The organism is Micromonospora sp. NPDC049257 (assembly GCF_040678915.1).
GTDB classification, from domain to species: Bacteria; Actinomycetota; Actinomycetes; order Mycobacteriales; family Micromonosporaceae; genus Micromonospora; species Micromonospora antibiotica.
Genome location: NZ_JBFAQU010000001.1, coordinates 140,839 through 163,063, shown reverse-complemented (window position 1 = coordinate 163,063; position 22,225 = coordinate 140,839). Strand labels below are relative to the sequence as shown.

The 22,225-nt window shown below is 67.1% G+C and carries 13 protein-coding genes and 2 pseudogenes; 12 read left to right on the top strand and 3 right to left on the bottom strand.

The window, feature by feature from the left end:
- Positions 1-67: 67 nt before the first annotated feature.
- The 11 genes from AB0K25_RS00600 (at position 68) to AB0K25_RS00550 (ending at position 11,858) form a co-directional block, all read left to right on the top strand.
- Positions 68-988, top strand: a complete 921-nt coding sequence (locus AB0K25_RS00600; RefSeq protein WP_363817441.1) for a hypothetical protein — start codon at positions 68-70, stop codon at positions 986-988.
- On the top strand, positions 985-2,046 hold the full coding sequence (locus AB0K25_RS00595; protein ID WP_363817438.1) for a hypothetical protein: 1,062 nt from the start codon (positions 985-987) through the stop codon (positions 2,044-2,046). The genes AB0K25_RS00600 and AB0K25_RS00595 overlap by 4 nt, the downstream gene beginning before the upstream one ends.
- Positions 2,043-3,848 (top strand): Helicase associated domain protein, encoded by a 1,806-nt coding sequence (locus AB0K25_RS00590; protein ID WP_363817435.1) that lies wholly within the window; start codon positions 2,043-2,045, stop codon positions 3,846-3,848. The genes AB0K25_RS00595 and AB0K25_RS00590 overlap by 4 nt, the downstream gene beginning before the upstream one ends.
- Positions 3,800-4,564, top strand: coding sequence for a helicase associated domain-containing protein (locus AB0K25_RS00585; RefSeq protein WP_363817432.1), 765 nt, complete (start codon positions 3,800-3,802; stop codon positions 4,562-4,564). Before AB0K25_RS00590 ends, AB0K25_RS00585 begins: the two co-directional genes overlap by 49 nt.
- Positions 4,561-4,953: a hypothetical protein gene (locus tag AB0K25_RS00580; RefSeq protein WP_363817429.1), complete on the top strand. Its 393-nt coding sequence runs from the start codon at positions 4,561-4,563 to the stop codon at positions 4,951-4,953. The genes AB0K25_RS00585 and AB0K25_RS00580 overlap by 4 nt, the downstream gene beginning before the upstream one ends.
- A 716-nt stretch (positions 4,954-5,669) precedes the next feature.
- Positions 5,670-8,072, top strand: a complete 2,403-nt coding sequence (locus tag AB0K25_RS00575) for an AAA family ATPase (RefSeq protein WP_363817426.1) — start codon at positions 5,670-5,672, stop codon at positions 8,070-8,072.
- A 332-nt stretch (positions 8,073-8,404) separates the two neighbouring features.
- Entirely contained in the window at positions 8,405-8,575 is a 171-nt protein-coding gene (locus AB0K25_RS00570) for a hypothetical protein (protein ID WP_363817423.1), read from the top strand.
- Positions 8,569-8,817 carry a hypothetical protein gene (locus AB0K25_RS00565; RefSeq protein ID WP_363817420.1) on the top strand — a complete coding sequence of 83 codons (249 nt, stop codon included), beginning with the start codon at positions 8,569-8,571 and terminating at the stop codon, positions 8,815-8,817. The genes AB0K25_RS00570 and AB0K25_RS00565 overlap by 7 nt, the downstream gene beginning before the upstream one ends.
- A gap of 158 nt (positions 8,818-8,975) precedes the next feature.
- On the top strand, positions 8,976-9,971 hold the full coding sequence (locus AB0K25_RS00560) for a DUF4928 family protein (protein ID WP_363817417.1): 996 nt from the start codon (positions 8,976-8,978) through the stop codon (positions 9,969-9,971).
- A gap of 149 nt (positions 9,972-10,120) precedes the next feature.
- The gene (locus AB0K25_RS00555; RefSeq protein ID WP_363817414.1) at positions 10,121-11,299 is read left to right on the top strand and encodes a DNA cytosine methyltransferase; all 1,179 of its coding nucleotides are present in this window, start codon (positions 10,121-10,123) and stop codon (positions 11,297-11,299) included.
- Positions 11,300-11,429: 130 nt separating this feature from the next.
- Positions 11,430-11,858, top strand: coding sequence for a very short patch repair endonuclease (locus AB0K25_RS00550; protein WP_363817411.1), 429 nt, complete (start codon positions 11,430-11,432; stop codon positions 11,856-11,858).
- 294 nt (positions 11,859-12,152) lie between these two features.
- Here AB0K25_RS00550 and AB0K25_RS00545 read toward each other — a convergent pair whose 3' ends face one another.
- Together AB0K25_RS00545 and AB0K25_RS00540 are read right to left on the bottom strand one after the other, a co-directional pair.
- Positions 12,153-17,621 carry a DEAD/DEAH box helicase gene (locus tag AB0K25_RS00545; protein WP_363817408.1) on the bottom strand — a complete coding sequence of 1,823 codons (5,469 nt, stop codon included), beginning with the start codon at positions 17,619-17,621 and terminating at the stop codon, positions 12,153-12,155.
- Positions 17,622-17,652: 31 nt separating this feature from the next.
- Positions 17,653-20,766: a hypothetical protein gene (locus AB0K25_RS00540; RefSeq protein WP_363817406.1), complete on the bottom strand. Its 3,114-nt coding sequence runs from the start codon at positions 20,764-20,766 to the stop codon at positions 17,653-17,655.
- 279 nt (positions 20,767-21,045) lie between these two features.
- Between AB0K25_RS00540 and AB0K25_RS00535 the strand changes: the two are divergent.
- Positions 21,046-21,575: pseudogene (locus AB0K25_RS00535) on the top strand (transposase family protein); the annotation flags it as partial.
- Between the two features lie 188 nt (positions 21,576-21,763).
- Here AB0K25_RS00535 and AB0K25_RS00530 read toward each other — a convergent pair.
- Positions 21,764-22,093 (bottom strand): annotated as a pseudogene (locus AB0K25_RS00530) (transposase); the annotation flags it as partial.
- Positions 22,094-22,225 lie beyond the last annotated feature (132 nt).

The following is a 22,225-nucleotide window of genomic DNA, read 5'->3' as shown; positions in this document are numbered from 1 at the left end:
CAGCCCCGCGGCACGGGCCGATCAGCTCCTCCGTCACGTCCAGACAACCGACGATGAGGCAACAGTCATGACTCCACTCGACGCGCAGACCCTGCACCGGCGCAGGGGCAACCCGTGGCGTCCGCCACTGCTGGTCGCCCTGGTCGCCGTCACCATCGCCCTGACGGCAGTCATCGCATATCCGGTCCGCACCGGAGGCGACCGCCCGGGCGCCGAGCCGGCGGTGATCCCCGCAGGCCTCAGCACCGTCCCCGGCGGCACGCCGGCCGCAGCCGTCATCACCGCACCGTGCCTCGCGCAGTTGGCCGACACGCTCGCCACGGCGGCCAACGCCAGCCGTTCGGCCAACGCCACCCCGGCGAGCCCCGCCGCGTACACCCGCACACACACTCGGTCCTGGGCCGCGCAGGACACCATGATCCCGTCGGGGACCAGCAGCCGCACGATCATCATCACCGAGACGTGGCAGTGGCGGGCCGCTGACGGGTCCGGTCGCACTGTCAGCACCACACCCGGCTCCGCCAGCCACACCGTCACCGACCATCCCGCCGGGGGAATCCCCGCACCGCTCCCCGAGCCGACCCCCACCGACCCGCACACCCTCGCCACCCACCTCGCCGCAGCCCAGCCGCCCGAGATGGGCCCGCAGTGGATCATCCGCGCGGTCGTGGACGTTCATCTCACCCAACACCCCGCCCCGGCCACCCGGATCGCCCTGCTCCGGCTCCTCGCCACCGCCGAGGCCGTCATCTGCCAGGGCACGGCCGCAGACCGGGCCGGCCGGGCCGGTATCACCGTCGCCGTCGAACACCGACAGGCCCGCGACACCCTGATCATCGACCGAGCCGGCGGGGTCCTCGCCCACGAGAGCACCGACCTCGGCCCGCCACCCGGCATGGACAAGAACGCACCACACCTGCGCTCATACACCCTCATCGTCGACCGCTCCCACGAACCCACGATCGACACGGCACAGGCCACGCGATGACCCGAACCCGGACCGGCGCGCTGCTGCTCGCCGTGTCACTTCTCCTCACCGCCTGCGCCGGACCGCCCGTCGAGGTGAACCCCACGCCGCCGGGGCCGACAACGCCCCCGAGCAGTACCCCACCGGTCCCGGCCGGACCGGTCCTGACCCGCCTGGCCGGCACCCTCGCCGACGCACCCGCTGACACCACTCGTGGCGACTTCCAGTACGTCGAGCGCCGCACCTGGTACCGCGACGTCATCGGGCCACCCGGCCCGACCGGATGGCCCGAACGGGTCCGCGTCGACCAGCTGTGGCGTACCGACGATGCCGCCGACGGGCGGCTGGTCAGCGTGCACGTCGAGAGCGGAAGCTGCATCCCCGACGGCGGAAGCGGCAGCTGGGCCGGCCGGACCGGGGACCGGTTCGACCAGCCACCACCGAGACAACCCGACGCTTTGCGTACCCATCTGCTCATCGCGGGCGGTCCCGGTGAGACCCGCCCCCAGGACATCGTCGGTGGCATCGCGATGCTCTACGAACGGCACGCGCTCACCCGGCCGGTTCGGGCCGCGGTCCTGCGGCTCCTCGCGGAGCAGCCCGGTCTCCTCGCGCAGAGCGGCGTCACCGACCGCGTCGGGCGCCCCGGCATGGATGTCATCCTCCCGTACACCAACCGCTCCGGCGTGCCGTGGCGCGACATCCTCACCATCGACGAGCACAGCGGGATCCTCCTCGCCGCCCACAGCGTCCTCGCCGGCCCCATCCCACCCCAGGACCCGCGCCTGGGACCCGACTTCCCAGCGGTGATCATCGCCGAAGCGGCCAGCTACCGGCTCTACGTCGACAGCCGCCGCACCCCGAACACCCACACCCCGGCGGCCGGCTGCCAGCACCCCACCCTCCGGGCAGGCGCAGGACAACGTCTCGCAGCGGTGGGCGGGGATTACGCCCGTCCGGATCTTCGGCCCCCTGGCGGCTCCTCGCGCCCGGATCAGGGTGTCGACCCGGTTGCGCTGGGGCTGCGCAGTCCCCGCAACCCATCGGTCGGAACGCGCCGGAGGAGGGCCCGACGGTGAGCGGCTCACGACCGGTCGGGAAGCTGCCGCCGCTGCGGGACTACCAACAGGAGGCCGTCGAGGCGATCGTGAAGGGTCAGGCCGAGGGTGGTCGTGGCCAGTTCCGGGCCGCCTGCGGTAGCGGCAAGTCACTTGTCGCGGTGCACGCCGCCGTACGGCTGTGCCCGACCGGGCTGGTGGTGGTGGCCTGCCCGTCGCTGCCCCTGCTCGCGCAGACCCTGACGGTGTGGGCCGCCGCCGGCATGGCGGCGCAGGTACTCGCGGTGTGCAGCGACGACACCATCGCCGACACGGCGGTGCACACGACCGACCTTCACTGTCCGGTCACCACCCGGCCGGGCGAGATCGCGGACTGGGTCCGACGAACCCCCACCAACCGGATGCGGCTCATCCTGGTCACCCACGCCTCCGCCGCGTTGGTGGGTGAAGGGCTGCACGCCGCCGACACCTTCGCGAGTCTGTTGGTCATCGACGAGGCGCACCACACCGCCGGATGGCCCGGCAAACACGTCGCCCTCGTGCACCGTGACGAGCACCTGCCCGCCACCCGACGGCTGTACATGACCGCCACACCACGAGTGCTCAGCGCACGACGCCGCGCGGGCCGTCGCGGTGAGGACGTGTTGTCGATGGACGACGCGGACACCTTCGGCCCGGTCCACTACGACTACCCGTTCGCGAGCGCGATCGCCGATGGCTGGCTCGACGACTACCGCATCGTGGTCATCGGGGTGACCTCCGCGGAAGCACTGTCGAACCTGCGTCGCCTCGACCCCCACGCCGTCGTCCGTGCGGGGGCGGCGCCGCTGCGCACCGCGGTGGTGCAGACCGCGCTCGCCCGCGCCGCCGCCGAGTTCGGCCTTCGCCGGATACTGGTCTTCACCCCACGGGTGGCCCAGTCCCAGGAGTTCTCCCGCACCCTGCCGGCCACCCTGACGGCCCTGCCCGAGCAGGACCGCCCGAAGGGCCGCCTGACCGTCGGACACGTCGACGGCACCCAGACGATGACGCAGCGGCAGATCCACCTGGCCCACCTCACCGACCCGCCCGAGGACGGCTGGACGGTGATCTCCAACTCGCGGTGCCTCGGCGAAGGCGTCGACGTGCCCGCCGTCGACGCCGTCGTCTTCACCGCCCCGAAGGAGTCCGAGCCCGACGTCATCCAGGCCGTCGGCCGGACACTGCGCCGCAACCCCGCCGGGTCCGGCATCGCCACCATCCTCCTGCCGGTCCTGCTGCCTGACGACCCGGCCGAGACCACCAGCGACCTGAACGCGGACCTGACCGAATGGACCACCCTGCTGCAGGTACTGCGCGCGCTGCGCGCCCACGACCAGGGCCTGGCCGCCGACCTCGACAACCAGCGCACCAAGCTGTCCACGGGCGCCGCGACGCTGCCGCCGCGACTGCTCGTCCGCCTCCCCGACGGCTACGCCTCCGAGGACCTGCTACGCACGCTCACCGTGCGGGTGCTGGAGGAAACCACCTCGGAATGGCTCGTCGGGTACGCCGCCCTGCGCGCGTTCCACGCCGAGCACGGACACCTGCGGGTGCCCGCCGGACACGTCAGCCACGGGGTGCGACTGGAACGCTGGGTCGCCCGGCAACGCGCCGAGCACGAGGCACACAGGCTTCCCCAGGACCGGGTCCAGCACCTCAACGACATCGGCTTCGACTGGACACCCATGACGCGGGCCTGGGAACGGGGCATCGCCGCCGCCAGCGCGTTCCACGTCAACACGGCCACCTCGACGTGCCCACCGGCCACGTCATCGACGGACTCGACCTCAACCTGTGGCTAGGACAACAGCGCCGCTACCACCGCAAGAACACCCTCCCCGACAACCGGGTCGCCGCCCTCACCGCCCTCGGAATCGACTGGACCGCTAGACAGCGCTCCTACGAGGTCGGCTTCGCGGCCCTGCAGCACTTCCACACAACCCACGGCCACATCCAGGTCCCCTACGGCATGACCGTCAACGGCATCAACCTCTACGACTGGCTCGCCGCCCGACGCACCGACCACCGACTCGGACGCCTCAACGACGACCGCACACGTGCCCTGGAAGCACTCGGCATGCACTGGTCAATCCGCGACGCCGTTTGGCACCGCAACCTCGCCACCGCTACCACGTTCACCCACCGCGAAGGACACCTGCTCCCGCGCAGAGGCCACCGCGAAGGCGACATCGACCTATCCCGGTGGATCCACACCCAACGCATCGCACGACGCGACGACAACCTCCCCCGAGACAAGATTGCCGCCCTCGACGCCATCGGCATGCAATGGGAGATCCCCAGCGGCTGGACCGGAGTACACCACCTCACCGCGAACCGAAACCGCCGCACCAGCAGCGACAACGGGTGTCCCGACGACAACGAGCCCTCCGAACCTCGTCCCGCACCGCACCGTCCAGGCGGGCCGGCTCTGCGCCCACACCCCCACGTTGTGCCCGGCCCCACGGGGCATTCGCGCCAGTCAACGCCATCCACCACTCCCGAAGGGACCCACCTATGACGCGCCTGCTGATCGCGACCTACAACTACGAGGCGGGCGGCTACCGCGACGGAGCCTTCAACATGCGGCCCCTGCAACAGACGTTCGCCGGCCTCGACACTCCGCCTGCGATCATCCTGTTCTGCGAGGCCAAGCACTACCGGCGAAACCAACATGAGGGCTTACGCCTGGCGGAGAAAACCCTCACCGAGGCACTCCACGCCCCCTACACCGGCCTCCTCGGCACCAGCCAACACGGACCCATCCCACCCGCCATCTTCTACAACACCTACCTCGTCACCCACCTGGCCTGGCCAGGCGACGACCCCCACGACCCCGACGTCTTCCCCGACAAACGCAACGTCGGCCGCTTCCGCACCAACGCCACCGGGGCCGAGTTCGGCGCCTAGGTCGCCCACTTCAACTCCCGCAGCGGCACCGCCCGCCTCGACGAAGCGAAACTCCTCGACTGCTACGGCAACGACCCGCTCCCCTTCATTGGCGGCGGAGACCTCAACTCCACCGCCAGCGGCCCGCATTTCCCCCAACGAAACTGGCACACCGCGAACCACCACACCCGCACCCACAAAGGCAAGCGGATCGACGACGGCACCCCCGAAGGACACTGGGAAGCCGACACCGCCGCCCTCGACCACCTCATCGGCCGATGGGATCCCACCGCCAACCGCCGACTCGACGGTGCCGGCTACCACGCCATCGCCGAACTCACCTGGCTCGCCAACCCCGACCTCGCCATCGCGCCCACCGTCATCGACAAGCCCGGTGAAGGCGGCCCCGACCTCATCGACTACCTCCTGGTCAACAAGACCATGCGCCCACACGTCATCCCCAACAGCTACCAGGTCCACATCCCCGACGGGCCACCGTTCCCGTCCGACCACCACCTCGTCACCGCCGAGATCGACATTTGACCGACCGGGGCGGCAGCCGACCCCCTCCCAGGTCGGACGCGATAGCGTCTCACCTCCAGTGCGAGCTTCGACCGAAGTTCCGGTGAAGGCGATCGCCCTGGTGAATGAGCGTTTCTGTCGTACCCCTTGGCTAGATTCCTCGCAGGCCGCTGGCATCGGTGCCAGGCGGATGTGTTGTTGTCGAGGAGGAGCCCGTGCGCCTCTCGCGGGTGTACATCAGATTCTTCAAGTCGTTCAACTTCGACTACGAGCGCCGGGCCAACGAGAGGGCCCAGCGCCAGCCGTGGGAGGTCCTGCCGGAAGGCTGGTATCCCCACGTGCGCCTCGACGTCGAACCGCAGATCACCGCGATCGTCGGGGCGAACGAGTCCGGCAAGAGCCACCTGCTCGACGCCATCGAATGCGTGATGGGCGTCCGTGAGGTCACTCGCAGCGACTTCTGTCGCTACTCGCAGCTGTTCTCGGTCGAGACCGACGAGGTCCGGGTACCCGACGTCGGTGCTGTCTTCACCGTCACCCGGCAGGCCGACGCTGAGACCCTTGCGACACTCGAAGTCACCAGGGAGGTGGGCCAGACCTTCCTGTTCATGCGGCCAGGCCACGGACACCCCTTTATCCTCGCCGACGAAGACCTCGTCGAACTCGACGATCCGGCCAAGGTGAAAGCCCTCGAAGCCATCCTGCCGCAGGTCCTGCGGTTTTCCACCAGCATCGCCGTGCCCGACAGCGTGCCGATCGCGTCACTGTGGGGCGGCCGGCTGGGCAACCTCGCCGACCGTCGCGTCCGGGGAGAATTCCTCGACGCCGCAGAGGAAGCCGCCGACGACGCCGACGTGCCGGCCTGGGGTCAGCGCCTGTGGGGGTTCTTCCGCCGCTCCACTCCGACGACGGAGAGCCGTGAGCAGAAGCGTCAGCGTGAAGCGCAGGCGTTGGCCAAGAAGTTGGTCGTCGATGTTGCCCGCGTCGACGAGAGCATCTTCAAGGAGCTCCAGAAGGCCATTATCGAAGGCAAGGAAGGCGAGGTCAGTGGCCTCGAAGGCAAGATCAACGAAAGCCTCGCGCGGCATCTGAACCTGTCGCGCTGGTGGAGCCAGGACAGCGACTTCCAGCTCCGGGTCACCACTCGGGAACGCGAACTTGTCTTCACCATCCGCGACCGCACCGGAGCGGAGTACTCCTTCGGCGAACGCAGCCGCGGCCTGACCCACTTCCTCGCCTACTTTGTCCAGCTCAAAGCCCACCGGCCGGCCGGGGACCGCGACGAGATCCTGCTCATGGACGAACCCGACGCCTACCTGTCGAACTCCGGGCAGCAGGACCTGCTGCGGGTGCTGGAGAACTTCGCGATTCCCGACGACCGCGTCCGCGCCGACCAGGTCATCTATGTCACCCACTCACCCTTCTTGATCAACAAGAACGCCGCAGAGCGGCTGAGGGTCCTCGACAAGGGCACCCAAGAAGAGGGCACCCGCGTCGTCCGCGACGTTGCCCGCACCCACTACGAGCCGCTGCGCTCCTCACTCGGCAGCTACGTGGCCGAAACCGCCTTCATCGGCGGCAAAAACCTCATCGTCGAAGGATCCGCCGACCAGGTGATGCTGGCCGGAATGTCCAACGCTCTGCGGATCCGGCGGCCCGACGTCGCCCGGATGCTGGACCTCAACGAAGTCACGATCGTGCCGGCCGGCAGCGCTGACAGCGTCCCCTACATCGCCTACCTCGCACGCGGACGCGATCCGATCAAGCCCCCGTGCGTCGCGCTTCTCGACGGTGACAGCGCCGGCCGGATGGCCGTCGAGAAGATCAGGCGCAGCGAGGCGAATCGCAAGCCCGTCCTGGACGCGAAGTTCGTCGTCTGTCTCGACACCTGGGCTACCAAACGCGCAGCTTCACCACCCGATGACATAAAGGTCGCCGCTTCCACCAAGTCTGGTGACGTGACCGAGATCGAAGATCTCGTTCCCGTACGCATCGCTGTCTACGCCGCGAGGAACTACGCCATCCGGCTGCTGGGCCTCAACGATGACGAGGCTGCCAAGCTGAAGGAGACGGATCTCAAGACTCGGCTCGACAAGGGCCGGCCACTATGGGACAGCCTCAAGGACAGCTTCGGCGAAGCTATAGGTGCCGGGATCGACAAGGTGGGCTTCGCCCGTGAAGTCGTTAGCCACCTCAACCAGGTTCCGCTCAGCAGCAGACGCCCGCCCGAGGTCAAGACGCTGGAAGACAACTTCATCGCGCTCCTGAGCGATCTGACCGACCTGCTCGAGGACGCCGCGATCAGCGAAACCCAGCGGCGGCGTGAGAAGCGGATGGGCCGCATCGTCCGCAGCTTCCTCGATGACTACCGCGACGGTGCCACCCGCACGATCGCCGAGAGCCGTCTCCGCGAGATCGAGAGCAGCCTCGACGACTCCGCCGCCCACGACGACCTCAGAATCAAGATCGCAGCGCTACGGCGAGACTTCACCCTGCGGACCGACCCGACAAGAACCATCACCGACTTCCCGACCTTCCGGCAGCGACTCGAAGACCTCACCCGCCAGGAACGCCTCGCAAACCAGGACATCGAGACGAACGACGGCACCGGCTACTGACAGCCTGCCGTCGGCTCCACCTTGGTGGTGCCGCCGACGGCTCAGTTGCGGACGGTCACAGCGCCGTTCGGCGAGTCGACGACGCGGGTGGATTGAGTGGCGACGCCCCGGCGGTGATCGGTGGATGATCGAATGTCGGCGACCGTTGCCGCACTGGGTGGCTATGAACTCCTAACGTATCGAGCCGCTGCTGCCGCCCGACCACTGCGGCGGCATCGCTACCCGGGACGCAGGGCGGCGCGTCAGGAGCGGTCACCCCAGGACGAAACCGCGAAACTAGAACGAATGTTCTAAGAAGGTGTGTGGGGCGTGTTCCGCGTTGCCTTCGAGGCGTGGCCGGCACCCTCGACGCGACGGAACTCGACCGGGTGGCGGTGTTGGCGAATCTCGACGACGGCGACCGTGTCGCTTACACCGCACGCAACGCCACTGGTAGCGGTGACCTCGACGGCGCTGTCACGCTGCGGCGATCTGCCTGGTCACCCGCTGCGGGGAGTTGCTGATCGAGGTCCTTCGCGAGGCGGGACGCTACGACGAGGCCCTCGCCGCGTGCGACGAGACCTGGACGGGATACGGGACGCTGAAGGCGCTCCAGGAGAAGCTCAACATCCTGGCTAGCCGTGGCGACCTCGACGGCACCGACGAGTGCGCCAAGGACCTACTCGCCACCGGCGAACTCGCAGCCGAACACCGCAAAGCCCTGCACCGCCGGATCACTGAGCCCGAGCCGCCGCCATGGCGCTAGCCAGACGCTTCGCGCATGAAACGCGTGTACTCGTCCACCTCGAAAGCTCAACAAGCCGGTACCGTGACGACTCCGCGAGGCCACGTCGCGACGGTGAAGCGCTCGCTCGTTCAGTACCATGCTCGGGGTTGTGCAGTCGAAAGTCCGGGGGGTTTCTCGTGGGTTCCGGTTCTCGCGCCGTGGAGGCCATAGCGAGTGACCTCATCGACGGACTGGAGAGTTGGCGTGAGGCCAAGCGCAACAGCAAAGGCGGCATCAACGCCAACGTCTTCTGTGCAGGCCTCTACGTCTCGGAGCACCTTGCCCGGACCTATCCGCTGAAGCGGTCCGACTACCTCGCGGATTCTCAGGTGAAGGGGGCTGGGGGGCGGGCAGCCCAAGGCATCCTCCATAAGCACGGCGAGGATCGGCCGTTCCTGAAGGAGGGCGGCAGGACCTCGCGGATGACCAAGGAAGTCGCGGTCGAACTCGTTGCCTTGTTGGACGCTCATCCAAGGGCCTTGGACCTTCGGTCCCTGCCCGCCACCGAACTGAGCCAGGTGGCCTGGACTCTGCAGGCGTGGTTCGTCGAGCAGATCAGTGCCGAGTACTTCGGCAAGCAGCGGATCAAGGCGGACTTCTCTCCCACCGCCCCGGTCAGGGCGGCTGTCGCCGCGTTACTTAAGGCGGCGCAGGAGCGAGGCGGCAACACGGCGGGCGCAGTGGCGCAGCATCTCGTGGGCGCGAAGCTCGCCCTGCGGTTTCCTCAGATGACGATCGGTAACGACAGCTACACGACAGCCGACGTGCAGACTTCCCGTCCGGGTGACTTCCTGGTCGGCGACACGGCAATCCACGTGACGATGAGTCCAGGACAGCCGTTGTTCGAGGGGCGATGCAAAGCCAACGGTGTCGCAGGGTATCGGTCCCGGGTCCTGGTCCCCGAGTCCAAGCTCGCCGCCGCCGTGCAACTGGCGGACTTGGCCAAGGTGGGAGAGCACGTGGTGGTTCAGTCGGTCGAGGACTTCGTGGGCACCAACGTCGAGGAGATGGGCGAGTTCCGTGAGCAGGGCATCCGTTCGGGATTGCGCCTGCTGTTGGAGACCTACAACGAGCGCGCTGCCGCAGCGGAGACAGACCCTTCCTTGTTGATCGAGCTGCCCGAGAATCTGTGACGGGCTTCGCGCGGGTCGGCGTCCAAGCCCGTGTCTACTTCCAGCCCAGATCGTGGCGCTCGATGATCGCGCACACGTGTTCTGACCAGCCTGGTCGACTGCGGCCCCGCTAGGCGACCAGCGAAGCTTAGGTTTGTAAGGTTGGGCCCGTGACCCAGCTAGCGTTGATCCCTTCCGATGTCGGCAGTAGCAAGCCCACCGCAGCCGAGTTTTTCGCGGGGATTGGGCTGGTTCGGATGGGTTTGGAGGACGCTGGGTTCAAGGTGGTCTGGTCGAACGACATCGAACCAGCCAAGCAGGAGATGTACGAGCGGCACTTCGACGATCCTGAGGGCGGGCACACCTTCGAGCCCGGGGACGTAGCGGACGTGAAGGGCTCTCAGATGGTTGATGGCCTGACTCTCGCGTGGGCATCGTTTCCCTGCACCGACCTGTCGCTCGCTGGCGCTCGCCGTGGTCTGGCGGGCAGCGAGTCGGGCACGTTCTGGCATTTCGAGCGGGTGCTGAGGGAGATGGGCGACAGACAGCCTCCCGTCGTGGCGTTGGAGAACGTGGTGGGCTTGGCGACCAGCCACGGCGGGGAGGACCTGGCCGCTGCGATCCGCGCGCTCAACGAGCTTGACTACTCCGTTGACGTGCTCACGATCGACGCGCGACGCTTCGTGCCGCAGTCTCGTCCACGGCTGTTTCTGGTCGGCGCGTTGGAGCCACCTGAGGACGAGCCGGTGCCCAATAGCGAGCTGCGGCCCGACTGGCTGCAAGCGCCGTTCGGAGATCCGAGTCTCACGACCCATCGTGCGCTGTTGCCGGCCCCGCCTCCTCCCCGGACCACTGGGCTGACCGAGCTTGCGGAGAAGGTGCCACCCGGCAGTGACCTGTGGTGGGATGACCAGCGCCGCACTGCGTTCCTCGACTCCCTGTCGCGCATCCAGGCTGAACGGCTTGAAGCACTGCGCAAGGACCGGAGGATCTCTCGCCGCACCGCTTACCGCCGCACCCGAGGCGGAAAGCCGATGTGGGAGATTCGGCCAGACGACATCGCGGGGTGCCTGCGCACTGCCCGAGGTGGCTCGTCTAAACAAGCTGTCGTCGAGGCCGGCCACGGCCAGGTTCGTGTGCGCTGGATGACCCCCCGTGAGTACGCCCGCCTCATGGGTGCGGGCGACTACTGCCTCGACGGGCTGCGCACAAACCAGGCGCTGTTCGGCTTCGGTGATGCTGTCTGCGTGCCAGTGGTCTCCTGGCTCGCCCGCGAGTACCTGATGCCTCTCGTTCGTGGTGAGCTGCGCGCCGCCGAACCGCCCCAACTCGCGGTGGTGGGTGCCTAGAGTTCCACGCCCAGCCCGCAGCTCCCTTCCCACGCAGCAGTCTGCGACTTCCGAGGCCTCGTCACCGCGATCATGAGCGGACCGCCCTCTCGACCGCCGCAGGCCTTTGGCCCGTGTTCTACCGTGTGGTATGCCAGAAAGGTCTTGGGCCTCAAGCGCGGCAACCCGACGAGCTATGCAGGGTAACCGCAGCCGCGACACCGGCCCCGAGATGGCCCTTCGGCGCGCGCTGCATGCCAAAGGGCTGCGGTATCGGGTCTGCGCCAAACCGTTGCCGCACATCCCACGAAAGATCGATATCGTCTTCCACTCAGCCCTCGTAGCTGTCGAGGTCTACGGCTGTTTCTGGCACGGCTGCCCCCAACACCACCGCCCGCCAACAGCGAACAACCAGTACTGGACTGAGAAGATCACCAAGAACGTCAACCGCGACGTGCAGACCCGCGAGCAACTCGAGCAAGCCGGCTGGCTGTTGATCATCGTGTGGGAACATGAGGACCCAGAGACAGCAGCACGCCGAATCGCCGATGCAGTCCAAGCCCGTCGAAGAAGCCGTTAAGCCTGTCAGATTGGGGCGACGACTGATAAGCGGAGCGGTACTTCAGGGCACCTGAACATGCCGTATCTGATAAGGGAAGCCGGCCGGGCAGAAGCCTGCTTGCCGCCGGCAGGGCTTCGCAGCGGCACTCCGCAATGGCCAACCCGAATCGGGCACGGGGGCGGTCATCTTGATGAGCTGATGGACCAGGCCGTCCTCCTTGCGCACATCCGGCGGGGGTGGCCCCGCGTAGCGGCATGACGCAGCATCATCTGGTAATAACGGTCTCGGATCCTCCCCTCGTGTGCGGTCTGGTCAGTTCATCAGCAGGCGCTGGGCGATCCGTATCGGGTTGCGGTCCAGTTCAAACAGGTCGCCCCGCTCGATCTGGTAGCCGAGTTCATCGATGACCCAGCTTGCCGCGCGTTCATGACGCGGCGTACGCAGCTCCGGCTCAGGACGCCAGAGTGGGTGCCGCAGGATGACCGCCCTGCGGTTGCCCGAGTGGGCGAGCACTGCGATCCCCTCGACCTCGTAGTGCTGGATGCCCACGGACGCGAAGGAGCTCATGAACCCGGCGACCAGCGGCCCGGTGCGGCTCATCCAGCGCTCCCAGCTGACCGGCCGGCCCAGCCCCAGCTCGGCCACGTCCAGGGCCAGTCGCCAGTCGAGTGCGCCGTGGATGCGCTGGTTGTCGAAGGAGCGCAGGCAATCCGGGCACGACGCGGTGCACTCCATAGCGTGGTGCCCGGACTGCCACATTGCGCCTAGGTCGTCGAGAGCGCCTTCCAGCACCCTGGCGAGGAATTGGGGGTCGCCGAGCAGGGTTGCGTACCCGGCTCCGTTCTCGAGAGCGTCGGCAAGAAACACACGGTGCACTTGGACGTTGGCGATCCGGGCGGAGTGCAGGCCCGCAGACAGCTCGTTCGGGTCGATGTCCAGCTCGGCCTGCACGCCGCGGCGCAGCACCTCGGCGAACGACCACATCGCCGGCAGACCGGCGGGCAGCACGGCCGGGTCGGTAGGCACGACGCTGCCGGGGACGTCCAAGTGGTCGGCGGTCACAACCAGCACATCAGTCTTGCGGACCTCGCCGATCGCGGCGTCGATACGGTGTCCCAAAGTGTTGGGCAGTCTGACGTCGTTGCCGTACAACGAGCTGTCATTGACGACGATTGACCGGCCGGCCGCCTCCTCCATTGCGAACAGCCGGCCCAGGTTATCATTAACGCGCAAAATGTCGGCCAGCTCGTACACGTCGACGCGCAGACCCTTGATCGTCTCCGAACGGTGGGGGTTGGAAGCGACGGCCAACTCCGGGAAGCCCATGACGGCCACCGTCTCGCCATCAACGTCGTAGTCCCGGGCGCGGTAGTCGGTGCGAAACCCGAGCGGCTGGAACATCACGAACGTGGTGAGTTCTTCCTGGCAGGCCTGGCATTGCCCGGTGTCCACCCCGACCGACGTCCGGCCGCAATTCTGGCACTTGGTGATGTCGATGGGCTTGCCCAGCGGGTCGATGGGCAGCACTCGCCGCCCCTTAACCTCGTAGGCGGCGAAGCCCACGGCTGTGTGGATCTCGCCGTCGCGTACGACCTCCGCGCCGGGCACGAAGCTGGCCACCGCCATGTCCAAGGACCTGTCGGACACGACCAAGTCGCTGAGGTCGCGCTTATCCCTCGGGTAGTCCTTGTAGAGGTTGCGGACGCGGGTGGGGAAACCGAACATCGGTAGGACGCCAGCGTTGGCTAGTAATTCGCTAAGTTCGTTCTGCTGATAAAACGGGTTGTCGAGAGCGGCGTCGATGTAGGTCACGAGGTCGTGGCGGGCCCAGCGTTCCAACTCCGCGACTTCTGTCGCGGTCATGCCGGTGCGCACGGTCAGCGCGACGATGACGTCCGGCACCTCAGGCGCTTGGGCGAGCCACAACTTGACCTGCGACCGGTAGGAAGTGACCCATTGGTCGCGGACGCCAAAGATGCCGTGAATACTCTCGCGGGTGCGCACCGGCTTGGGCAGGCACACTGCGAAGGCCCGGCGCAGCAGCTCAGCCGCTACCACGCGGCGGGCGATCCGGGTACGTTGCAGGTCAAGAAACGGCTGCGGCGGAACGTCGCCAGTCATCCTCTCAGTGGCGTTGAAGTAGTAGTCGTCGTGGGTGCGGGAACGGGCGACAGTGAGGGCGTATGAGTACGGCTGTCCCTGACGCCCGGCCCGGCCGACGCGCTGCTGGTAATTGAACCGCTGCGGCGGCACGTTAGCCATGACTGTCGAGCGCAGTGAACCGATATCGACGCCGACCTCCATTGTGGTGGTGACGCTGAGCACGTCGAGCGGCGTCGTCAGCTGGTTCTCGAGCGGCTCCTTGAGCAATGCCTCCTTAAACCAGCGTTGGCGTTGCCGCTGAACCGCCAAGGGCTTGGTCTGCCCTGTCAACTCGGCAACGGCTATCCGGCGCGGCTCCAGTTCGCTGAGCCATGCGTAGTAGTCCTTCTCCTGGTCGACAGTCTCGCGCCGTTCCAGATCTGGGTGGTGGCAGCTGCGGGCAGCGCATACCCCAGCAGAGGCGTGCAGATGCCGGTAGCTGCACCGGCGACAGACCCACACTTCGGCACCCGCCCTGGTTAACAGGAATGGCGCTTCCAGACTGTCGACGCGTAGTCCCCACTCCGGTGCCACCCGCGTACCAATCTCACGTGCCACCCAGGTATCCAGGAGACCCGAGCCGGCCAGGCCATGCCGTTCGGAGACCGCTTTCAGGTAGCGCTTCACGGAGCCCGGCACCTCGAAGGCGGGCGAGAAATACCTGCTGCCAGCGTAGCGCCCTTGAATGCCGAGAATCCTAATTACCGAACGGAGGATCTGCAGTGCGACATCCTCGGGGACGCCAGCATCGTCCAGCCGCGGGTTGCGGGGGTCAACCACCACCAAGCCCGTGGATTCCAGGTCGCGGGCAGCGCGGTCGAAAATTGCCTCCGCCATTGTCGTGGCCAACTCGCGGCGGTAGCGCTCGTAGCCCTTCATTTGATTTTCGGGGTGGAGTGGCGTCCAGAGGCCCGGCTGCGGCGGCTCGTACACCCGATACCAGGGTTCCCCATGCCACTTTTGCATCGACGCGCCGGGGCCGGCGGGATGGATGCCGCGCTGCAGCATGGCCTTCTCGAGCCGAGTGGCCGCGACCGACCACTGCAGCTGAGCCGTCTTGCGGCTTGCCCGGTACGCCGCAATCAGCGCTTCCAACCCAGGTGGGGCGGTGCCCAGCGCTACCTTCATCATGAGCGCCTGGAACAGCTCAGGATGTCCGCTTTTCATGGCGGTAAACGCCGCCTGATCCTCGGGCGTTGAGGCTCCGGTGAGCATCGCCAGTACGGCATCTACCCCGTCGACCTCGGGCTGCGCCAGCTCGTGCCGGATGAGCTGGCGCACGAGGTCACGGTGATGGTTCTTGGCTACGCCGGCGGCGGTGCGGGCTGCGTCATCACGGCTGTCGGTGAACAGAATGGTGCGCGATTCGGCGGCGGTCGTGCCCATGCTGCGGAACAGCTGAGCGAGATAGAGCTGGATCGACTGTGACTGCCCAGCACGGTGGGCCCGGATCGGCGACCGCACGATACCGCGCCAGAACTTCTGCAGGTCGCTATTGATGTTCTGGGCACCGCAGCGCGGACACTTCTCTGGCAGCGCGGGTGCCTTAGCCCCATTATCTCCCGTCGGGCTGACTCGTAGAACGTACCCGGTAGGGTTCTGGGCATTTTCGACGATCAGCCCGGAAGTCGGGTCGAGCTGCGCCTGGGCGAACGAGAAGGTGATCTGGCGTCCCTTGGTTCCAGGGCCCTCAAGCTTATGGTTCCACGGCCTGCCCGCGGCTGGCACCTTAGGCTCCGGCCAGTACCAGATGTACTCGCCGTGTGATCTGCGGTTGACCGGGCGGGTCTGGTCAGAGGGGATCTTGTCGGCCAGCGAACCGAGGGCCATCATTGGCGGGTTGCTGTCGGGGACGCGGTCGATGACGTAGCCGCCGAGGCTGACCTCGCCGCAGTCGAAGCAATACAGCAGCTCGAGAACCCGCCCGCCGCAGGGGCACGTTGTGGCGGGCCGGCTGTACAGCCGGCCAATCTTCCGATCCGCGTACGCGTGCTCCACCTGCACATCACTGCAGGCCCGGTTGGCGCAGGCCCACAGTCCGCTTGCCGGGCGCACGAACATGTGAGCGCGCAGCGGTATCGTGGCTGGGTCACTCCAAGCTTCCGCTCCTGCTTCCAGCACGAGGTCGAATGCCTCGCTCGTGACGCCGTCGGCAGTGACCGGCGGCTCGTCGAAGAGGCGCCGCTCGATGTCGGACAGCCGGCTAGCGCGCATCGGCGCGTCAGCGCCGGCGCGGCAAGCGGCGGAGACGGCTTCGGAGAGCCGGTACTCGGCTGCTAAGGCGCTGAGCGCGGCCGCGCGGTCGGCTCCGTCGGCGGGCAGGCTCTTGGCGTACGTCTCGAAAACGGCGCGTGATAGAGGTTCGCGTTCGGGGATCGTTCGAGGGGTGCCGGCGGTGACAAAGAAGCTGCGCCGGTCGACGCCGAAGAACTCCTCCAGATAGGCGCCGCTATTGTCGTCATCAGTGAGCGATGCGCTGGTGGCCAGGCAGCGCAGCTGCCGAGAATCCGAATCAAGGCCGAGTCGGGACAGCAGATTCCGGACCACCATCGCGACCTCGCTGCCCTGAGTGCCGCGGTATAGGTGCATCTCATCGATGACGATGGTGAAGTTGTTGTTTTCGTTAGCAGCGAGCCAGTCTGCGGTGGCATCGAACATCGGTTGTTCAATGTCGCGCATCAGCATTGCGTTGAGCATGGAGTAGTTGGTGACCATCAGGTCCGGCGGCGACTCGACCATGTCCCAGCGGGTCATCATCTCCAGGTGCCGAGGATCGGCGAATTGGGCGAGCATCTGCTCCACGGCGCGGCGGTCCGGATCCTTCTCGTACGCGTTAGCCAGCTGCAGGAAGTCTTGGGCGGTGCTGTTGATCTCGGCAGCAGTCTCGCGCACCTTATCCTTATCTTTAGGTCCGGGCAGGTCGCCCGATCCGGGGGTAGCACCCGTGTAGCGGCCGAACCACAGCGGCGGCACCTCACCGGTCTTCGCAATCCGGCGCAGCGCGCGGCGCAGCCGGGAAACTTGGTCCTCGACCAGCGCGTTGGTGGGGTAGAGCACGACGGTGCGCAGCGCCGCCGGCCGGGTCTCCGGGGCACGCAGCGGCCGCCAATCGAGAGCGCTGCCGCCAGCTTCCCACCAGCGGTCCGCCTCAGGCTGTCTAGCCCAAGTGAGGGCCTCCTGAACCAGCCGTGCCAGCACGGGCAGCAGGAAGGACTCGGTCTTGCCAGAGCCCGTGCCAGAGGTGACGACAACGTTGCGAGGCTCGTCATCAGCGTCGTTCAGTGAACGGATGAGCGCCTCGGCCTGGTGGCGGCGCAGCAGTATCTGCTGTCCCGGCTTGACGAAATCACCGAACAGCGCCTCGCCGACGATACGCGCCGCGACCGGGTCCAAGCCGCCTCGCTGCGCTGCCTCGGCCAGCGGGTAGTCGGCGTCGTAAGGGACTACGGGTTCGAGCAGCACGTCGGTGAACAGCAGCCCGGGCGTCTCCAGCAGTTGCCGGCGCTCGTCGCGCAGCGGCTTGTCGCGCAGCCAGTAGGCCGTGTCGAAGTATCGCAGGTATGCATCCTGCAGCTCTCGGTAGACCTGCGTCGGCACCGGGAAGCGCGGCCTTGGCGTGGCGGTGCCGTTCTGCGGCATATTCAGTCCTCATCTCGGTGCGGTTTGTGGATCAGCTGGTGAGACGAGCGGTCAACATCTCGGCGATTTCGGCAGGCACGTCGTGATACCGCAGCACCCGTAAGGCGTCGTCGAATCTGCTAGGCGGGCGGCCGAAACAGATCACTGCGGCGCGGCCGTACAGCCCGGGCAACTCGGCACCAAGGGGCACGTCAAGGGCGCGCTCCTCCGCACGGTAGGCCAGCAGCGGGCGGCCGGCCTGCAGGGCGGCGAGATGCTTGACCAGGTTCGCAGCACCGAGGCGCGCGGTGCCGGCGGACACGTCCTCAGCGTCGCGGAACACGTATGTCCTGCCAAAGGACTCCAACGCGTATGCACCTGGCTCGTCCGGCTGGGACTGCGTCACCCAGGCGGCAGAGCCGAGGTGAAACTGCTGAACGCTACGCGCCCCCGGCATGCTAACCCGAGGCAGCGCGGCCAGCACCTCACTGATCCCGGGCACCGCGCCGAGAATCGCCGCCGCCGGTCGGATCGCGACGCTGACCCCAAGCTCGGCCGCCAGCTCATGAACCTGTTCGGTGGTCAGGCCGCGCAGCGTACGCCGGCTCGGTCCTTCTGGGTCGGGTTCTACGCTCAGGCGACCCGACGTGCCAGTGATCCAGTCCTCGACCATCTTCACGTACCCGGCAGGCCAGTAACCAACCAGAAGGTACGAGCCATCAACGAGCTCAGCCAGCGTGGACGGAGCAATTTCCCAGTCGAGCGGCTCGAGGCTCCGAGGGTCCCGACGGATCTGCACGTGGCCGAGGGATTCGAGCGCACGGGCGAAGACGTGAACGAACAGTAATGAGCCCTCGATCTGCAAGGCGATGCGCTCGAACAAGGCGTACCCGCCGCCGCCGACATGCATCAGGGCGTCCAGGCCGATGTCCCAGGTCAGCCTGCCTGCCTGCACGGGGGCAACTTGGTGCACATTTACCTGGTATCGGGATTCAATCCGGTCGCGCGCCTTCTTTCGAGCCTCGGCCCCCCATGGAGTGTTCGGGAAACGCTTCACCAGGCCGCAGCGACGGCAGGTGCCCTCGACGGCCCGCACCTTGTCACCGGCGTACGGCAAGTCCCAGTGATGCGCCCGGGTGAACAGGCACGAGTTCGGGTCGGGTGCAGCCAGCGTCGTAGCAGGCAGGGCTGTACCGGCCGGCGGGCGCAACTCCTTCCACCAGGCGGCCTGCGGTGCCGGCTGGCGTGGCGCACGGGCCTCCCCACCGATGACGAAAACGCCGTCGACGACCGCCGCCGACTCCTCGAAGTACTCATCCGCGCTGAGCACGCCCCGCCCGCGCTGAGCCCCGGGCAAGTAGGCGAGCCGGGTTGCGCGCGCCCATAGAGCTAGGTCGACGTAGTCGCCGGAGCGTAGGTAGAAGGGCAATCGGTGGGTAGCGTCCTTCATCCGATTGACGAAGAGTAGAGCCTCATAGTCACCCTCAGCGAGGTCCTCGTCGGAGAGTGGGAACATGAGGGCGGAACCATCCGACTCGCGGGCGGCGATCACTCGGTCGAGGGCAACCGGCGTGGCATCGCCGAGGGCTTCGAACGCCCCGCTGTCCTTGCGGAGAATTTCTAGCTTGATGTGCTCTGCGGCAACGGCCACGGCTCGCAGCTCTGGAGGTGCCTGGATGGCGTACTTGCGCATCCGGCCGGGCAGCTTCATCCCTCCGGCGAGGGTAAGTTGCGATGAGACTGAAGGCTGCAGCACGTTGAGGTCGTCACGCAACTTGGCGCGGGCTTCGGGCGGTAGCAGCCCCAGTACCTGAACGTCGGCGAACATCGTCCAGTTAGAAGGCACTCCTTCCTGGCCTTCAGGGACTCGCCGGTAGCCGGGTCGGGCGACCTGAGCGAGCACGCTATCGACTTCGTCGGCCAGCCCGTCGAACGCAAAGACGATCCCGTCCTCGGCGAGCTGCAACCGCTCGACTTCGAGAAACAGCCCGAGCGCCTCGTCCTTGCACATCGGCAGCACCCGGCGAGGACGGCGTATGGCACGAGCTTCACCGTCGGTGTCATCCAGCTGCACGACGCCGTCGAGAATGGAGGTGTGAGCCAAATCAGCTGGACGGTGTAGACGGTGCCAGCCGTTGATGCCGGGGATGAAGTCGAGGACCGGCTTCTGATCGCCTAGCGCGCTGACGATCTGCAGGCGACGCGGCTCGTCGTGGCCGGGCAGTTTGACTACCAGGCTGAACTCGACCTTACGGCCAAACAGGTTCGACCGGATCAGAGCGACGAGCCGAGCCTCGCCGCGTGCACCAGCCGCCTGCCATCGAGGTGTGCCGTCCCGATCACTGCCGTCCCAGGTCTGCAACTCGAGCGCGACGACGCTGGCGATCCGCTCCCGCGCAGCAGGCTGCCGGGCCCAGAGGGTGGCCAGGTTACGGCTAACCGGTGGCGGTGTGCGCGTGATCCAGTCGTCGAGATACGGCTCGATCTCGCGTGGCGTGACCTCCCGGCCCGGGTCCAGCCCGTACACGGCGAAGAACCGGGGCAGCTTGCCTCGGTCGTGCTCGCGAACCAGCGCCTGCGACATTGACAAGCTGACATAGCGGTGCGACAAAGCGACCGCCGAGGGCATCCCGTACATGCCGTCCAGGCCGGTCAGCCAGAGCCCGAGCACGTTCCAGAACAACTCGACGTGCTGCCGGTACTGGATGGCCAGGCGCTCCTTCTGCTGCGGATCGTGCAGACGCAGTAGCAGGGAGAGCGGACCGAAATAGTTGCTCGCCGCCATGGTGGCATCGCTGCCCATGCGTTCGGCGGCCATGCTGAAGACGGCGAGCAACGTCAGTACGGGCGGTGCTGGGAGGTCCATCCGTTCGTCGCGCGGGGTCTGTTGCCACCTGCGTAGCCACTGCCTCGTGTGCTGAAGCGGCAGGTCGAAGATGTTGCCGTAACGCGTTTGCAGCGACAACACCCCGATAGCCGAGCGTGTCAGCAGTTCCCCAGCCTTATCGGTGGACAACTTCAGCCGATGGCCGATGCGAACGAGGGTGTCCTCGTCGAAATCCAAGTAGACCGGGAGACCCGCCGCGTCCTCGGTGAAGAACACCTCCGCAATGGCTTGGTTGAAGGCGCTGTAGATCTTCCATCGATCTACCGGCTGACGTTGCATGCGCTGACCATCTGTCGCTTCCACATCGGCGGATCAGGTCTCGAAGTGTAGGGGAAGGACCACGCTGCGAACAACGAGCCATTTTCTCGTAACGGTGCTGGTCACGGGTGGCCGGTACAGCGGGAGCGGCGTAGGACGAGGCTTCCGGCAAGACAGAGCCTTTCCAAGCTGGCGTTGCAGCTCGGAGGGGGCGTGGCGGGCCCGGAGATCGATGAGGGCGAGGCTCCAAGTAAGACAGCAGTCGACCAAGATCTAATGCCCCGACCGGGAGCCTCGCCTGTGCTGTCTTACCCCTCCACGATCCCGCTGTCCAGCCGCACCCTGAACACCTTGCCGACCGCATCCGCCAGCACCGCCGCCAGCATCGATCCCGGTGGCGGCGCCTCGACCCTGGCCGGCAAGCGCTACTCGCCCTGGCCCACCTGCGCAACTGTGACACCTACACCCGCCTCGCGGCCGGATTCGCCGTCGGTGTCGCCACCGCCTGGCGCTACGCGCAGGAAGCAATCGTGCTGCTCGCCGCAGCGGCTGAGGACCTCGCGGCCGCGATGGACCGCATCCGCCGCCTGGCGTACGCGATCCTGGACGGCACCCTGATCCCGATCGACCGAGTGGCGGACCAGAAGCCCCACTACTCCGGCAAACACAAGCGCCACGGGGTGAACGTGCAGGTCATCGCCGACCCGGCCGGCCGGCTCGTGTGGGCCTTACCGGCGCTGCCGGGCTCGACCCACGACCTCACCGCCGCCCGCACCCACGGCATCATCGACGCGCTGACCAGCGCGGACGTGATGACCTTCGCCGACAAGACATCCGATGGGCGTAACTGCCAAGCTGCGGTGGGGGCTTCGGCCGAAATCGGGAAGGCCGTCGCTTCTCGGTACTGCTCCCGTGTCTTCAGGCAGTGGTGAAGGCAGCCGAGGAAGCGGTTGAACAGGTGGCGGAAGGCGGCGGCGTGGCCGTCGCCGGTGATTCGGCGCCGGTCGTAGTGGGCTCGCGCGCCGGGCGACAGGTTGAGCGCTGACAACCCCCAGGTGAAGCCGACAGCGGCGAGTCGATCGTTCTTGATCCGGCGTTGGGAGACGACCAGACTGCGGCCGGAAGCACGCGTTACAGGTGCCGCCCCGGCGAAGGCCTTCAACGATCGCGCGTCAGCGAAGCGGGCACGATCATCGCCGATCTCGCCCAGCAGCCGTGCGCCGGCCTGGGCTGCGATGCCGGGGAAGCTGGAGATGATCTCGTAGTCCGGATGCTGCTGGAACGCTGTCTCGACGGCCGCCGACAGGTGGTCGATGCTCGCACACTCCGTGGTGAGCGTGGCCAGCATCCGCAGTGCTTCGACGCCCATCGCGTGCTCGACGAGCGGATCCTGACGCAGTTGGGGCCGGCGCAGGATGGCGTGGAGTTCGGCGGTGACCTCGTCGATGTTGCGGGAGCGGCCGGCCCGGCCTGCGGATCA